Genomic DNA, 15,023 nt, shown 5'->3' with positions numbered 1-15,023 from the left:
CCGATGGTCGAGACTCTAGCGCCTGTCGGGCGAGGCGCGCTCGGCGAGTCGGTCCAGGGCGGCGCCGGTCAGCCGGTAGGGGACCCAGCCACTGCTCGCGGCCGCGCCGATCGCGGCGTAGAAGTCCGCCGCCGGGTTCCAGTCGAGCATCACCCACTCGAGGCGCCGGTACCCGCGGGTGACGCAGATGCGGGCCAGCTCGGCCAGCAGGGCGGCGCCCGCGCCGGTGCCGCGGTGGCCGGGGCGTACGTACAGGTCCTCGAGATAGATCCCGTGGACGCCTTCCCACGTGGAGAAGTTCAGGAACCAGAGGGCCATGCCGTAAGGAGCGTCCTCCTCGTCGACGGCCACGTGCCCGAAGAGGGCCGGGCGGTCACCGAAGAGCGCCGCCCGGAGCTGTTCCGTGGTCAGGTGGCACGACTGCGGCTCGCGTTCGAAATCGGCCAGCTCGTGCACCATCGCCACAACGGCCGGCACGTCCTGGGGACGTACCGGCCGAATGCGGGCGGCACTCACGCCTGCTTGGTCTCCCAGAAGATCTTGGAGATCTCCTCGATCTTCGCCAGCAGCTGGTCACCGACGGCCGGGTCCATGGAGCCCTTGGCGCCGGCCGCGCCCGCGAGCTTGGTGGCCTCGTTGAACAGCTGGTTGAGCTGCGGGTACTTCTCGAAGTGCGGCGCCTTGAAGTAGTCCGTCCAGAGCACCCACAGGTGGTGCTTGACCAGGTCGGCCCGCTGCTCCTTGATCATGATGGCGCGCGTGCGGAACTCGGGGTCGGTGTTCGCCTGGTACTTCTCGGCGATGGCCTTCACCGACTCCGCCTCGATGCGGGCCTGCGCGGGATCGTAGACCCCACAAGGCAGGTCGCAGTGCGCGCTGACCACAGTGCGCGGCGTGAAGAAACGCGGAAGTCGCATCGGGACCCCTCCATGAGTTTGCGATGATCCGGTGCTGACACTACCCCTTACACCCCGAGCCATACTCCACGCGGGATTTGATGCCATGAAATTGCAACTGCCGCTCTTCGCCGTACTCGTGCAAGGGCCGTCCATGGCACCCACCCTGCGCTCGGGAGACGCCCTGGTGGTGCGGCGGACGCGGCGGGTCCGCGAGGGCGACATCGTGGTCGCGCGCTTCCGCTCGCGACCGGAGCTGCTGGTCGTCAAGCGCGCGGTCCGGGCCCAGGACCAGGGTTGGTGGGTACGCGGGGACAACGAGTTCGTGACCGACGACTCGCGGGCGTACGGGGTGGCGGATGTCATCGGACGTGTGATGTGTCGGTACTGGCCTCGACCGGGTCGGCTAAGTTAATGTCCAGTAACCACAACACACCAGAATGTGGTTGCTTCACCGGGTGATCCCCGCATCGCACGTCGGTCCGCGCACACTCGCGCCCAGGGCCGGCTGGCACCACCGACGTACTGATGCGTGTCTGGAGTCACCGTGTCCATCTTCAGTTTCGAGCTCGATCCCGCGCTGGCCGCCGACCCCGTCTTCGACCTGCACAAGCGGGGCAAGATGACGATCTCCGCCACCGTTCCGCTGGCCAGCCGCGACGACCTGTCGCTGGCGTACACGCCGGGCGTGGCCCGGGTCTGCACCGCCATCGCCGACGACGAGAACCTGCACCACGACTACACCTGGGCCGGCAACACCGTCGCGGTCGTCAGCGACGGCTCGGCGGTCCTCGGCCTCGGCAACATCGGACCCAAGGCCGCCATGCCGGTCATGGAGGGCAAGGCCGTGCTGTTCAAGCAGTTCGGCGGCGTCGACGCCGTGCCGATCTGCCTCGACACCCAGGACGTCGAGGGCATCATCGCCGTGGTCAAGGCGCTCGGCCCGTCGTTCGGGGGGATCAACCTCGAGGACATCAGCGCGCCGCGCTGCTTCGAGATCGAGCGCCGCCTCGACGAGGCCCTCGACATCCCCGTCTTCCACGACGACCAGCACGGTACGGCGATCGTCGTGCTCGCCGCGCTGCGCAACGCGGCCACGCTGCTCGGGCGCCGCTTCGCCGACCTGCGGGTCGTGGTGAGCGGCGCGGGCGCGGCGGGCGTGGCCATCACCGACACGCTGATCGCCGCCGGTGTCCAGGGCGCCAACACGATCGTCTGCGACTCGCGGGGCATCATCCACGCCGATCGTCCCGGGCTCGCCGGCGTGAAGGCGGCGCTCGCGCAGAAGACGAACTACTCCGGGCGTACGGGAGGAATCAAGGAGGCGCTGATCGGCGCCGACGTCCTCATCGGGGTGTCCGGCGGCGCCATCGCCGAGGAGGCGCTGGCCGGGATGGCGCCGGGAGGCATCATCTTCGCGCTGGCCAATCCCACGCCCGAGGTGCCGCCCACGATCGCCCACAAGTACGCCGCCATCGTGGCCACCGGCCGCAGCGACTTCCCCAACCAGATCAACAACGTGCTGGCGTTCCCGGGCATCTTCCGCGGTGCGCTCGACGCGCGCGCCACCCGGATCACCGAACGGATGAAGGTCGCGGCGGCGGAGGCCATCGCCGAGGTGGTCTCGGACGACCTGCGCCCGGACGCGATCGTGCCGTCGGCGCTGGACCCGCGGGTGGCGCCGGCGGTGGCGGCTGCGGTGGCCGCGGCGGCGGAGCGGGACGGGGTGGCACGGCGGCAGGCGGCGCCTGCGTCGCAGTCCTCTTCGCCTTCCTTGTCGGGGGTTTCCGTCCCGGTGCCGGCGGGTTCGGCTCGGTCCTGACCGGTTTCGGCCGGTCTCTCACTCCGCAAGCCTCTTCGGGGCCGGCGGCCGCGGTTCGCCGCGGTGCCGGCCCCGTCGTGCTGTTATCCACAGGGGAAGCGTGGTGGGTGGCGTGCCACCGAGGGGGTGACTAGCGTTCTCGGCATGCGCGCCGCCTACGCCAGTGCCACGAAGCCGGACGAGCCCCTCGCCGCCCTCACCGTCGGCGACCTGCCCGAGCCGTCGCCGCCCGACGGCTGGGTGACGGTCGACGTCCGGGCCAGCTCGCTCAACCACCACGAGATCTGGTCACTTCGGGGGGTGGGCCTGCCCGCCGACCGGCTACCGATGATCCTCGGCTGCGACGCGTCCGGCGTGGACGCGCAGGGCAACGAGGTCGTCGTCTACCCGGTGGTCGACGACCCGCAGGACCCGCGCGGCTTCTCGCTGCTGTCCGAGCGCTGGCCGGGCACGCTCGCCGAGCGGGTGGCCGTCCCGGCGGCAAACCTCGTGCCCAAGCCCGCGGGGCTCTCCTTCCTCGACGCGGCATGCCTGCCGACGGCGTGGCTCACGGCGTACCACATGCTCACCACCCGCGGCCGCGTCGCCGAGGCGGAAGCGGTCCTGGTCCAGGGCGCGGGCGGCGGCGTGGCCACCGCGGCCGTGGTCCTCGCCGCGGCCCTCGGCAAGCGGGTGTACGCGACCAGCCGCGACCCCGGCAAGCGCGAGAAGATCGCCGCTCTGGGCGCCACCGCGGTCGAACCCGGCGCCCGCCTCCCCGAACGCGTCGGCGTGGTCATCGAGTCGGTCGGCGCCCCCACCTTCGAGCACTCCCTGAAGTGCGCGGCCCCCGGCGCCCGCATCGTGGTCTGCGGCGCCACCGGCGGCCCCTTCCCGAAGGTCGACCTCCGCCGCGTCTTCATGATGCAGCTCGACATCCTGGGCAGCACCATGGGCACCGCCGACGAACTGGCCGCACTCCTGAAGCTCTGCGTCACCGAGGACATCCGCCCGGTCATCGACTCGACGTACGGCTTCACCGCGGTGGCGGACGCCTTCGCCCGCCTCCACTCGGGCGAGGTGTTCGGCAAGGTGGCCATCGACCACCTCCACTGACACCGCGCCGCCGAGGTCCGCCGCGCAGCCGGCGGATGGTCCAGCCCGGCACGAACGACCCTGGCAAGACGCGCGGACGCCACAGGTCGCGCGTCTCTGCTCGGGTCGATCCGCGGGTGCACGTCGACCGGCGTCAGCCTCGAGGCTCTTCGCCGGCAGCGGCCGGCCCGCGAGCCGCGGCCGGCATGACCGTGCCAGTGGCCTCGGCGGCTCTCAGGGGATCGGGGCGGCCGCGCGCTGAGCCGGAAGGGTGCTTGCTACGGCTGAGCGGTGCCCCGCCCGGCCGCGACCGTTGCTTGCTGGGGCGCGGTCGTTTGTGTGCTGGGCGCCGTGGTTGCTTGCTTGGGCGCGGTCGTGTGTGTGCTGGGCGCCGTCGTTGCCCGCTGGGCGCGGTCGTTTGTGTGCTGGGCGCCGTCGTTGCTTGCTGGGCGCGGTCGTTGCTTGCCCAGTGCGGGTGTCGCTTAGCTCGGCACCGGGGCTTGCCAGGCGCGGGCGGTTTCGCCGGACGCGCGGGTGATGCTCGTTGAGGCGCGGGTGGTGGCAGATGGGCGACGTCCGTTGCGCGCGGCAGGTGCTCGTCGCGCGCAGGGGTGCTCGTTGCGCGGGGCGCTTGTTGCGCGCGGGCGGTGCTAGTTGCGCACGGCAATGCGTCGTTGGAGGCGGTTGGTGGTTGAAGGGGCCGCCGGTGATCTCGTTGCCGAGCTCCAGGGCGCGCGGGCGGTGCTCCTCGCGTGCAGGTGGAGGTTGTCGGGTTCCCCTTGCTGGAGTCCAAAGCCAGCTTCCCGCGTCGTCGACCCCAACGGCTGTCTCCGACGCCGTCGGAAGCCCGCGGGCGATGGTTGCCGACGTCCATGGCGCTCAGCTCAGGGCGGGGGCCCGCCGCTGGCCGGATCGGTGCCTTTGTCCGGCACCCGTTCGGGTGTGGGGAGGGCCGACGTAGGTCACTCCTAGCGGGAGATAGGGGCACACCGAGTCATGGTTCGGGCTCGTCGGGGCGGCGTGCCGGGGCAATCCGGGCGCGGAGACACTCCCACCGGAGAGTGAAATCGTGGGTGCTCCCCTGAACGGCCTGGTAAAGGGCGGGGTGGGCCTGGCTGGGAGGCGCGCGGCTTCGCTAAGGTCGTCCGCATGTCTGACAACAGCGTCGACCCGAGCGGCAACACCGAGGCGTTCCGTGCCTTCACGCAGAACGCACCCGAGGAGCCGGCAGCGGCCTCGAAGACGCCGCTGATCATCGGTGGAGCCGTGGTAGCGGTCGTCCTGGTCGCCCTCATCGCCTGGCTTGCCGTCAGCTGACGGCGGCCTCCGAGCCGCGTGGTCGCCACCGGCCGGACCGACCTTCCGCGCCCGCGTGACCGCTGCTGGACACGTTCGCCTTCCGCGCCCGGGTGACCGCTGCCGGCCGGACGGACGTTCCCTGCCCGGGTGACCGCTGCCGACCGGACCGACGTTGCACGCCTGCGTGACCGCTGCTGGACGGGCCGACGTTCCGCGCCTGCGTGACCGCTGCTGGACGGGCCGACGTTCCACGTCCGCGTGACCGCTGCTGGCCGGACCGACGTTCCACGTCCGCGTGACCGCTGCTGGCCGGACCGACGTTCCACGTCCGCGTGACCGCTGCTGGCCGGGCGGACTCTCAACGGGAACCGCGCCATGCGGGCGCTGTTGGTCGGGGCCGGCTCTCAACAGGCCTCCACACCGTGTGATCGTCGTCGGTCGGGCCGACTACAAACGGCGCCCACGGGGAGCGGGACCGTTGCTGTGCCAGGCCTACTCTTATCGGCAGCCTGACACGGCTCAGCCCGGTGGCAAGAGCCCGGACGCGACCAGGGGTTGTCGGGGTGCCATGCGGGCCGGGCTGGGTCAGGGTCGCAGGGCGGCCCTTGTCTCTTCGGCTATTTCGAGCTCCTCGTCTGTGGGGACTACGCAGACCGCGACTCTTGCGTTGTCCGGGGAGATGATCCGGTCGCCTCGGTTGTTGCGAGATTCGTCTATTTCTATGCCGAGTGCGGACAGGCCGTGCAGGGCTGTGGACCGTACCGTCGGGGAGTTCTCGCCTATGCCGGCTGTGAAGGTGATGGCGTCGGTGTGGCCGAGGATCGCGAGGTAGGCGCCGACGTGTTCCTTGATGCGGCGGCAGTAGACGGCGAATGCGAGGGTGGCCGCCGGGTCGCCCTCCGCGCGGCGGCGTTCGACTTCGCGCATGTCGTTGGCGCCGGCCAGGCCTTGCAGGCCCGCGGAGCGGGTCAGGGAGCGTTCGATCTCTTCGATGGAGAGGCCCGCCACGCGGTGCAGGTGGAAGATCACGGTGGGGTCGATGTCGCCGCTGCGGGTGCCCATGACGAGGCCGGGCAGTGGGGACATGCCCATGGAGGTGGCGACGCTGCGGCCGCCCCGGACCGCGCAGGCGCTGGCGCCGTTGCCCAGGTGGAGGGTGATCACGTTGGTCTCCTGCGGCGGTCGGCCGAGGAGGGCCGCCGTCTCGCGGGCCACGTACGCGTGGGACGTCCCGTGGAAGCCGTAGCGCCGGATCTGCCAGGCGGCGGCCAGGCCGGCGTCGATGGCGTACGTGACGCCTTCCGGCGGGATGCTCTGGTGGAACGCCGTGTCGAAGACGGCGACCTGGGGAACCTCAGGCAGGAGCTTGCGGGTGACCGCGATGCCGCTCAGGGCCGCCGGGTTGTGCAGGGGCGCGAGCGGCACCAGGCCCTCGATCGTCGCCACGACCTCGTCGTCGATGAGCGTCGGTTCGCTGAAGAGGCTGCCGCCGTGCACGACCCGGTGACCGATCGCGCCGAGGTCCTCCAGGTCCACGGACTCCATGATTCGTTGCAGGGCGGCGGTGTGATCCGGGGCGTCTCCGCCCGCCTCCCCGATGCGCTCGATCAGCCCCTTGGCCAGCGTCACCGGCTTGTGGGCGGAAGGCGCCGGGGCGGAGGGCGCCGGGGCGGAGGGCGCCGGGGCGGAGGGCGCCGGGGCGGAGGGCGCCGGGGCGGAGGGCGCGCCGGCGAAACGCGAAGCTCCGGAAGGCGCGGCGGCGGAAGATGAGCGCGCGGACGGCGAGGCCGCAGACGGCGCGGCGGCGGAAGATGAGCGCGCGGACGGCGAGGCCGCAGACGGCGCGGCGGCGGAAGATGAGCGCGCGGACGGCGAGGCCGCAGACGGCGAGGCCGCGGAAGATCGGTCCGTGGCGTGGGGAGACGGCGACACCGGGGAAGGGATCGGCTGGGGTGTCGTGGCGGCGGGTGGGGAGTCGAAGAGGCGGTACTTCACCGAGGATGAGCCGCAGTTCAGGACGAGGATCTTCATGACCGGGCCTGGATCGCCGTGATGGCGACGGTGTTGACGATGTCCTTGACCGTCGCGCCTCGGGAGAGGTCGTTGACCGGGCGGCGGAGGCCCTGCATGACCGGGCCCACCGCCACCGCGTCCGCCGAGCGCTGGACCGCCTTGTAGGTGTTGTTGCCCGTGTTGAGGTCCGGGAAGACGAACACCGTCGCCTTGCCGGCCACCGGGCTGTCCGGGAGCTTGGTCGCGGCGACCGCCGGGTCGATGGCCGCGTCGTACTGGATCGGGCCCTCGACCGGCAGGTCCGGACGGCGTTCGCGGACCAGGGCGGTGGCCGCGGCGACCTTCTCGACGTCCGCGCCCGCGCCGGAGGTGCCCGTCGAGTACGACAGCATCGCCACCCGGGGCTCGATGCCGAACGCCGCCGCGGTCCGGGCGGAGGAGAGGGCGATGTCGGCGAGCTGGGCGGCGTCCGGGTCCGGGTTGACCGCGCAGTCGCCGTACACCAGGACGCGGTCGGCGAGCAGCATGAAGAAGACGCTCGACGCGACCGTGAGGCCGGGGACGGTCTTGATGATCTCGAAGGCGGGGCGGATGGTGGCGGCGGTGGTGTGGACGGCGCCGGAGACCATGCCGTCGGCGAGGCCCGCCGCGACCATCATCGTGCCGAAGTAGTTGACGTCGCGGACCACGTCGAACGCCAGGTCGAGGGTGACGGCCTTGTGCTTGCGCAGCTCGGCGTAGCGCTCGGCGAAGGTGTCGCGCCAGCCGCTGGTGGCGGGGTCGACCAGCCGGGCGGCGCCGATTTCGACGCCCAGCTCGCGGGCCCGCCGGGTGATCTCGGCCGGGTCCCCGAGCAGGGTGAGGTCGGCGACGCCGCGGCGCAGCAGGGTCTCCGTGGCGCGCAGGATGCGCTCCTCGGCGCCCTCGGGGAGCACCAGGTGGCGGCGCTCGGCGCGGGCCCGGTCGATGAGGTCGTTCTCGAACATCAGCGGGGTGACCCGGCTGGACCGGGTGACGTCGAGCAGGCGGTCGAGCTCGGCGGTGTCGACGTGCTCCTCGAACGCGCCGAGCGCGGCCTCCACCTTGCGCGGGGTGACGGTGCTGAGCCGGGCCTGGATCCGGCCGGCGGCGTTGATCGTGTGGTAGCTGTCGCTCTGCACGACCAGCATCGCCAGGCCGGTGTTGAGCCGCTCGATGACCCGCACCGCGCGGGGGTCGGGGAACTCGCCGAGGGTCAGCACCAGCCCGGCGAGGGTGACGTTGCCGGCGGCGTGGGCGGCGCTCGCCGCGACCAGCAGGTTGGCCCGGTCGCCCGGGGTGATGACCAGCGCCCCGTCGGTGAGGTGGTCGAGCACGGCGGGCACGTGTGCCGCGCCGACGACATAGTCGAGCACGTCGCGGTCGAGGGCGTGCTCGTTGCCGGTCACCACCGTCGCGTCGAGCGCGGCGGCCACCTCGGCGACGGTCGGTGCCGCGACGGCCGGCACCTCGGGGATGGCCCAGACCGGCACGGGCAGGCCGTCCGGGGTCTCCACACCGGCGGGCACCCGGTTGGCGATCACCGCCGGCACTGTCGCATGGAGATCGACGAGCGAGTGGTACGCCGACCGCACGGCCGCCCCGAGATCGCCCCGCCGCCCCTGACCGCTGACGACGGGAAGGACCACGCTGCCGAACTCGGTGGCGAGCCGGGCGTTGAACGCCAGCTCCCGGGGCAGCTCGTCGCCGCCGTCGTCCTGCCCGTCGGCGAAGTCGCTGCCGATCACGACGACCGAGCCGCACCCCCGCTCGACCGCGCGGTAACGCTCGACGATGCGGGACACGAGCTCCTCGCGCCGGCCGTCGGCGACCAGGGCGGCCGCCTCGGACACCGTGACGCCGTAGGAGTCGTCATGTCCGGCGGCCAGCGGGTAGCGGCTCATCAGCAGTGTGAGCAGCGGATCCTTGCCGGAGCCGGAGACCAGCGGGCGGAACACCCCGATGCGGGCGACCTTCCGGGACAACAGCTCGACGACGCCGAGCGCGACCGTTCCCTTGCCGACCGAGGGCCCGAGCCCGGCGACGTAGACGCTGCTTGCCACAGACCTCAACGTACCGGTCCGGCCACCGTCGCGCCGGGCGTCGCGCGACCCTGTGGACAACGGCCGGCGGACCGGATTCAGCGCAGCTCGCGCAGATAGCCGCCGGGATCGTCGAGGAATCGCCGCCAGTGTGCCACGACCTCGAGGCCGTCCCAGCTCGTGCGCCGGATGCCGTGCTGGCCCAGCTCCAGGACGGTCGCGTCCGGCAGGGCGGTGAGCAGGGGAGAGTGGGTCGCGACCACGACCTGCGCGCCGTCCGCCCGCAGCGCGTCGAGCCGGGCGAGCAGGCCGAGCGTCGACGTGAACGACAGCGGCGCCTCGGGCTCGTCCATCAGGTAGAAGCCGTACCCGTGGAACTTGCGGGAGAGCAGTTCCAGGAAGCCCTCGCCGTGGCTGCGGTCGTGCAGGTCGCCGTCCGGCGATCCGGGCAGGTTCTCCAGGTACGTGTAGAGCCCGTGCATCGTCTCGGCGCGCAGGAAGTACGCGTTGGCCCGCCGCCCGGGCGTGCGGACCACCTTGAGCGCCTCGCCCAGCGGCGCCTCGGTGACCCGGCTGCGGTGGCGCACCGAGCGCGAGCCGCCCTCCGGGTTGAGGCCGTGGGCGACGGCGAGCGCCTCGATCAGCGTGGACTTGCCGGAGCCGTTCTCGCCGACCAGGAAGGTGACCCCGGCCGGGATGTTGAGGCCGTGGTCGAGCAGCGCCGCGACGGCGGGGATCTTCGCCCACCACGCGGCCCGGTCGACCTCGGCCTCCGGGTCCCGCTCGATCCGGCGGACGGGCCGATCCGGGAGCGGGTTACTCCTCATCGTCCTCGTCGTCGCGGGCGAGCCAGGTGGCGAACCGCTCGATCGGCGTCTCGAACTCCGGGTTGACGTCGACGAAGGTCCGCAGCTGCTCGGCCACCCACTCGAGGGTCACGGTCTCCTCGCCGCGCCGCTCGACCAGCTCCTCGATGCCTCGATCGGTGAAGTACATGCCTGGATACTAGGGGCCACGATCGTGCCGGCGGCGGCGGGGAAGCCGCGTCAGTCGGTGTCGACCTCCTGCTTACGCACCGCGCCGAGGATCTTCCGCCGGTCGAACAGGAAGTGCGGGCGCTGCTGGGTGCGGGTGACGAAATCGACGTAGGCCTTGGTGAGATCGACGTCGTCGCTGGCGAGAATGCCGTCCACCGGAATCTTCGGCCAGGTGGACTCGTATTCGAACATCTGGTTCGGATATCCGTGGTCGCTGTCGTGCAGGAAAAGATCGATCGTGTCGAGCTTCTCGATAGCCTCGGTGAAACTGCGCCGGGGATCCTTGGCGTCGCTGATCGTGAGATTCCATTGGGCGTGACCGCGCACCAGGTTGCCGGCCTCGGCGCGGACGTCGAAACTGTGCAGCATGCCGTGGCCGTTGCGTTCCAGCGCGCTGAGGGTCATGAAGGACGAACGCCCGTCGGCCACGCCGGTCTCGACGACGACGGAGGGCTGGAGCAGGCGTACGAGTCCGTAGAGGGTCAGGCCCGTCGACTGCTCGACGCCCCACCGCGGCGGGAAGACCGTCTCCGTCTGCGAATAGCGCTGGTCGAGCCGCTCGGACACCTCGTCGAACTCGTCGGCGACCTTCGCCACCTCGTCGGCCGGCCAGCCCAGGGCTTCCAGGAACGCGGTCGGCGACACTTCGAGCATCACGCTGAGCTTGGTGAAGTCGTGCAGCGTCGGAGGCTGCGGCGGCAGCGGCTTGGCGACGGGCTGGGGCTTCGGTGCGGGCTTCGGCTTGCGCACCGGCGGCCGGTATTTGCGGATCTCGTAGCCGGTGAGCCGGCGCAGGTATGAATTGGCGGTCTTCCGCAGAGGCATGATCGGAATGTACGCGCGGCATGCCACGAGAGCAATGAAATGCCGCCGCACCGGTGCCGGAGTCGGACTCGACAATGGGTTCGGCGCGGCACGACGACGCCCCGGAACGACCGAGGGGCGCCTTGCCACCGGCAAGGCGCCCCATCGTCGATCGCCTTACGGGCGCGGCAACGCCGCCTCGATCAGGGCCGACTGCTCGGCCTCGTGCATCTTCGCCGAGCCGACCGCGGGCGCGGCCGCCGCGGGACGCGAGATGCGGCGCAGGCGCACGCCCTCCAGGTGCTCCAGGAGGTTGAGCGCCACGAACGACCAGGCGCCCTGGTTGGCCGGCTCCTCCTGCACCCAGGCGAAGTCCTCGGCCTCGGGGAACTGGTTCAGCACGGCCTTGAGCTCCGCGACGGGCAGCGGGTAGATCTGCTCCATCCGGATGATCGCCGTGTCGGTGCTGCCGCGCTCGGCGCGGGCCTGGAACAGGTCGTAGTAGACCTTGCCCGAGCAGAGCAGGACCCGCTTGACCGCCGAGGCGTCCAGCGGCGTGCCGTTGATCCCGGCGTCGCCCAGCACCGGCTGGAACGTGCCGCTGGTGAAGTCGGCGACCGACGACACCGCGAGCTTGTGGCGCAGCAGGGACTTGGGCGAGAAGACGACCAGCGGCTTGCGCTTGGTCGACAGCGCCTGGCGGCGCAGCAGGTGGAAGTAGTTCGCCGGGGTGGTCGGGTTGGCCACGCGCATGTTGTCCTGCGCGCAGAGCTGCAGGAACCGCTCCGGCCGGCCGGACGAGTGGTCCGGGCCCTGGCCCTCCATGCCGTGCGGCAGCAGCAGTACGAGCGACGACTGCTGCCCCCACTTGGCCTCACCGGAGGAGATGAACTCGTCCACGATCGACTGAGCGCCGTTGACGAAGTCGCCGAACTGGGCCTCCCAGAGGACCAGCGCGTCCGGGTTCTCCACCGAGTAGCCGTACTCGAAGCCCATGGCCGCGTACTCGCTGAGCAGCGAGTCGTGGACGAAGAAGCGGGCGTTGCCGGTGGCCAGCGTGGACAGCGGCAGGAAGTCGTCGCCGGTCTTGGCGTCGACGATCGAGGCGTGCCGGGAGGTGAAGGTGCCCCGGCGCGAGTCCTGGCCGGCGAGCCGGACGGTGACGCCCTGGGTGAGCAGGGAGCCGAAGGCGATCAGCTCGCCGAAGCCCCAGTCGATGCCGCCCTCGGTGGCCATCTTGGCGCGCCGTTCGAGGAGCTGCTGCACCCGCTTGTGCGGGGTGAAGCCCTCGGGGAGTTCGATGTGCGCCTGGCCGATCGACTTCACCACGCCCGCGTCGATCGCGGTGTCCACCTGGGGCTCCGGCTCGTCGCCGGGGGCCGGGCGCACCCGGGGCGGGGAACCCGCCGCGTCGCGGGTCGCCTTGAAGACCTTCTCCAGCTGCGACTGGTAGTCGCGCAGCTGCTCCTGGGCGTCGTCCACGGTGATGTCGCCGCGGCCGATCAGCTCTTCGGTGTAGAGCTTGCGGACCGAGCGCTTGGTGTCGATGATCTGGTACATCCGCGGGTTGGTCATCGACGGGTCGTCGCCCTCGTTGTGGCCGCGGCGGCGGTAGCAGACCAGGTCGATGACGACGTCCTTGTTGAACGCCTGGCGGTATTCGAAGGCCAGCTTGGCGACGCGGACGACGGCCTCGGGGTCGTCGCCGTTGACGTGGAAGATCGGCGCCTGGATCATGCGGGCCACGTCGGTCGAGTAGAGCGACGAGCGGCTGTACTCCGGGGCGGTGGTGAAGCCGACCTGGTTGTTGACCACGACGTGGACCGTGCCGCCGGTGCGGTAGCCGCGCAGCTGGGAGAGGTTCAGCGTCTCGGCCACGACGCCCTGGCCGGCGAACGCGGCGTCGCCGTGCACCAGCACCGGCAGCACCGTGTAGCCGTGCAGGCCGAGGTCGAGGCGGTCCTGCTTGGCGCGCACGATGCCCTCGAGCACCGGGTCGACGGCCTCGAGGTGGGACGGGTTGGCGACCACGCTGACGGTCGTGGAGTTCTCGCCGTCGGGCGTCGTGTACTTGCCGGTCTGGCCGAGGTGGTACTTGACGTCGCCCGAGCCGTGCGCCGACTTCGGGTCCATCTGACCCTCGAACTCGTTGAAGATCTTCTCGTACGGCTTGCCGACGATGTTCGCGAGCACGTTGAGCCGCCCGCGGTGGGCCATGCCGATGACCATCTCGTCGAGGCCGGCCTCGGCCGACGACTGCAGGACGGCGTCGAGCAGCGGGATCAGCGACTCGCCGCCCTCCAGCGAGAAGCGCTTCTGCCCGACGTACTTGGTCTGCAGGAAGGTCTCGAACGCCTCGGCGGCGTTGAGCCGGTTGAGGACGTGCTTCTGCTCGTCCTGGTTCGGCTTGGTGTACTTGATCTCGATCCGGTCCTGGATCCAGCGCCGCTCCTCGGGGCCCTGGATGTGCATGTACTCGATGCCGACCCGGCGGCAGTAGGTGTCGCGCAGCACGCCGAGCACGTCGCGCAGCCGCATCTTCTGCTTGCCGGCGAAGCCGCCGACCGGGAAGGTCCGGTCGAGGTCCCACAGGGTCAGCCCGTGCTGGAGCACGTCCAGGTCGGGGTGCCGGCGGATCTTGAACTCGAGCGGGTCGGTGTCGGCCATCAGGTGACCGCGCACCCGGTACGCGTGGATCAGCTCGACCACCCGGGCGGCCTTGTCGATCTGCCCCTCGGAGGTCCGGGCGACGTCGCGCACCCAGCGCACCGGCTCGTACGGGATGCGCAGCGAGGTGAAGATGTCGTCGTAGAAGGAGTGCTCGCCGAGCAGCAGCTCGTGCATCGTCTTGAGGAACTCGCCGGACTGCGCGCCCTGGATGACCCGGTGGTCGTAGGTGCTGGTCAGCGTGGTGACCTTGCTGACGCCGTGCTCGGTGAGGGTCTCGTCGGACATGCCGGAGTACGGAGCCGGGTACTCCATCGCGCCCACGCCGATGATGGCGCTCTGGCCCGTCATCAGCCGCGGGATGGAGTGCACCGTGCCGATGCCGCCGGGGTTGGTCAGCGAGATCGTCGTCCCGGCGTAGTCGTCCATGGTGAGCTCGTTGCGGCGGGCCCGCCGGACGATGTCCTCGTACGCCTGCCAGAACTGCCGGAAGTCGAGCTGCTCGCAGTTCTTGACGGACGGCACGACCAGCGTGCGGGAGCCGTCCTTCTTGACCAGGTCGATGGCGATGCCGAGGTTGATGTGCTCCGGCTGCACGAGGGCGGGCTTGCCGTCGACCTCGGCGAAGGAGTTGTTCATCTCCGGGTGGGCCATGACCGAGCGGACCAGCGCCCAGCCGATGAGGTGGGTGAAGCTGACCTTGCCACCGCGGCCCCGGGCCAGGTGGTTGTTGATGACGATGCGGTTGTCGACCAGCAGCTTGGCCGGCACGGCGCGCACCGAGGTGGCGGTCGGCACCTCGAGGGAGGCGCCCATGTTCTGCACGATCTTGGCGGCGACGCCGCGCAGCGTGGTCACCTTGGCGTCGGCCGGGACGGCGCCGTTCGCGGCGGCCTTGGCGCTCGCCGGGGCCGGGGCGGCCTTCGGCGCGGCCGGCGCCGCCGCGGGGGCGGGCGCCGGGGTCGCGGCCGGCGCCGCCGGGACGGCCGGCTTCGCGGGCGCGACCGTCGCGGCGGCGGGTGCATCGGTGCCGGCCTTCGCGGCCGTGGCCTTCGCGTTGGCGGCCGTCGCCTCGTCGGGCGTCGCGATCGAGCCCGAGGCCGTGGCCGGCTTGTAGTCGGCGAAGAAGTCGTGCCAGGCGGGGTCGACGCTCGTGGGGTCGGCCAGATAGCGCTGGTACATCTCGTCGACGATCCACTCGTTGGGACCGAAATCCGCGAGTGGATTCTCATGCGAAGTCTGCTGGGTCGACACTTCCGTGTTCGCCTCTTTCACCATGTTGTCAGCACGCGACGTTCGTCACAGAGCACGAAGGATTCGGCGTCAAGGCTACGCCGTGGGATCGGCATAG

The 15,023-nt window shown here is 71.1% G+C and carries 12 protein-coding genes and 1 pseudogene; 5 read left to right on the top strand and 8 right to left on the bottom strand.

Features of this window, described 5'->3' with window-relative positions; translation table 11 throughout:
• Positions 1–15: 15 nt before the first annotated feature.
• Positions 16–459 carry a GNAT family N-acetyltransferase gene (locus IEY99_RS01470; protein ID WP_189200499.1) on the bottom strand — a complete coding sequence of 148 codons (444 nt, stop codon included), beginning with the start codon at positions 457–459 and terminating at the stop codon, positions 16–18.
• Between the two features lie 53 nt (positions 460–512).
• Positions 513–917 (bottom strand): superoxide dismutase, Ni, encoded by a 405-nt coding sequence (gene sodN / locus IEY99_RS01465; RefSeq protein WP_189198843.1) that lies wholly within the window; start codon positions 915–917, stop codon positions 513–515.
• Positions 918–1,002: 85 nt separating this feature from the next.
• On the opposite strand from sodN, the gene IEY99_RS01460 reads away from it, so the two are divergent.
• The 4 genes from IEY99_RS01460 (at position 1,003) to IEY99_RS01445 (ending at position 5,109) form a co-directional block, all read left to right on the top strand.
• Complete coding sequence (locus IEY99_RS01460; RefSeq protein ID WP_189198842.1) at positions 1,003–1,311, top strand: S26 family signal peptidase; 309 nt, start codon at positions 1,003–1,005, stop codon at positions 1,309–1,311.
• A 132-nt stretch (positions 1,312–1,443) separates the two neighbouring features.
• Positions 1,444–2,718, top strand: coding sequence for an NAD(P)-dependent malic enzyme (locus IEY99_RS01455; protein WP_373293267.1), 1,275 nt, complete (start codon positions 1,444–1,446; stop codon positions 2,716–2,718).
• 144 nt (positions 2,719–2,862) lie between these two features.
• On the top strand, positions 2,863–3,813 hold the full coding sequence (locus tag IEY99_RS01450) for a zinc-binding dehydrogenase (RefSeq protein ID WP_189198841.1): 951 nt from the start codon (positions 2,863–2,865) through the stop codon (positions 3,811–3,813).
• Between the two features lie 1,128 nt (positions 3,814–4,941).
• Positions 4,942–5,109, top strand: coding sequence for a hypothetical protein (locus tag IEY99_RS01445; protein WP_189198840.1), 168 nt, complete (start codon positions 4,942–4,944; stop codon positions 5,107–5,109).
• Between the two features lie 567 nt (positions 5,110–5,676).
• Here the strand turns inward: IEY99_RS01445 and IEY99_RS01440 are convergent.
• Positions 5,677–6,714 (bottom strand): annotated as a pseudogene (locus tag IEY99_RS01440) (acetate/propionate family kinase); the annotation flags it as partial.
• Between IEY99_RS01440 and IEY99_RS33895 the strand changes: the two are divergent.
• Positions 6,707–7,144: a hypothetical protein gene (locus tag IEY99_RS33895; protein ID WP_229797992.1), complete on the top strand. Its 438-nt coding sequence runs from the start codon at positions 6,707–6,709 to the stop codon at positions 7,142–7,144. The pseudogene IEY99_RS01440 and the gene IEY99_RS33895 sit on opposite strands and share 8 nt — an antisense overlap.
• On the opposite strand, the gene pta is transcribed toward IEY99_RS33895, so the two are convergent.
• From pta to IEY99_RS01415, 5 genes are all read right to left on the bottom strand, one after another.
• Entirely contained in the window at positions 7,119–9,194 is a 2,076-nt protein-coding gene (gene pta, locus IEY99_RS01435; RefSeq protein WP_189198838.1) for a phosphate acetyltransferase, read from the bottom strand. The genes IEY99_RS33895 and pta overlap by 26 nt on opposite strands.
• A 68-nt stretch (positions 9,195–9,262) precedes the next feature.
• Positions 9,263–9,991, bottom strand: a complete 729-nt coding sequence (locus IEY99_RS01430) for an AAA family ATPase (RefSeq protein ID WP_189198837.1) — start codon at positions 9,989–9,991, stop codon at positions 9,263–9,265.
• Positions 9,981–10,160 (bottom strand): DUF6104 family protein, encoded by a 180-nt coding sequence (locus IEY99_RS01425; protein WP_071808697.1) that lies wholly within the window; start codon positions 10,158–10,160, stop codon positions 9,981–9,983. The genes IEY99_RS01430 and IEY99_RS01425 overlap by 11 nt, the downstream gene beginning before the upstream one ends.
• Positions 10,161–10,210: 50 nt before the next feature.
• On the bottom strand, positions 10,211–11,026 hold the full coding sequence (locus IEY99_RS01420) for a class I SAM-dependent methyltransferase (RefSeq protein WP_189198836.1): 816 nt from the start codon (positions 11,024–11,026) through the stop codon (positions 10,211–10,213).
• Positions 11,027–11,182: 156 nt separating this feature from the next.
• On the bottom strand, positions 11,183–14,950 hold the full coding sequence (locus tag IEY99_RS01415; protein ID WP_373293266.1) for a multifunctional oxoglutarate decarboxylase/oxoglutarate dehydrogenase thiamine pyrophosphate-binding subunit/dihydrolipoyllysine-residue succinyltransferase subunit: 3,768 nt from the start codon (positions 14,948–14,950) through the stop codon (positions 11,183–11,185).
• Between the last annotated feature and the right edge of the window lie 73 nt (positions 14,951–15,023).

Origin of the sequence: Couchioplanes azureus (genome assembly GCF_014648355.1) — a bacterium.
GTDB lineage: Bacteria > Actinomycetota > Actinomycetes > Mycobacteriales > Micromonosporaceae > Actinoplanes > Actinoplanes azureus.
Note: the sequence above shows the minus strand (reverse complement) of the source record. Positions and strands in the feature narration are given on the sequence as shown.

Excerpts from the sequence above, each read along its gene's own strand:
- IEY99_RS01470 (WP_189200499.1), bottom strand. The coding sequence starts at position 459 with ATGGTGCACGAGCTGGCCGATTTCGAACGCGAGCCGCAGTCGTGCCAC.
- sodN (WP_189198843.1), bottom strand. The coding sequence starts at position 917 with ATGCGACTTCCGCGTTTCTTCACGCCGCGCACTGTGGTCAGCGCGCAC.
- IEY99_RS01460 (WP_189198842.1), top strand. The coding sequence starts at position 1,003 with ATGAAATTGCAACTGCCGCTCTTCGCCGTACTCGTGCAAGGGCCGTCC.
- IEY99_RS01450 (WP_189198841.1), top strand. The coding sequence starts at position 2,863 with ATGCGCGCCGCCTACGCCAGTGCCACGAAGCCGGACGAGCCCCTCGCC.
- IEY99_RS01445 (WP_189198840.1), top strand. The coding sequence starts at position 4,942 with ATGTCTGACAACAGCGTCGACCCGAGCGGCAACACCGAGGCGTTCCGT.
- IEY99_RS01430 (WP_189198837.1), bottom strand. The coding sequence starts at position 9,991 with ATGAGGAGTAACCCGCTCCCGGATCGGCCCGTCCGCCGGATCGAGCGG.
- IEY99_RS01425 (WP_071808697.1), bottom strand. The coding sequence starts at position 10,160 with ATGTACTTCACCGATCGAGGCATCGAGGAGCTGGTCGAGCGGCGCGGC.
- IEY99_RS01420 (WP_189198836.1), bottom strand. The coding sequence starts at position 11,026 with ATGCCTCTGCGGAAGACCGCCAATTCATACCTGCGCCGGCTCACCGGC.
- IEY99_RS01415 (WP_373293266.1), bottom strand. The coding sequence starts at position 14,950 with ATGGTGAAAGAGGCGAACACGGAAGTGTCGACCCAGCAGACTTCGCAT.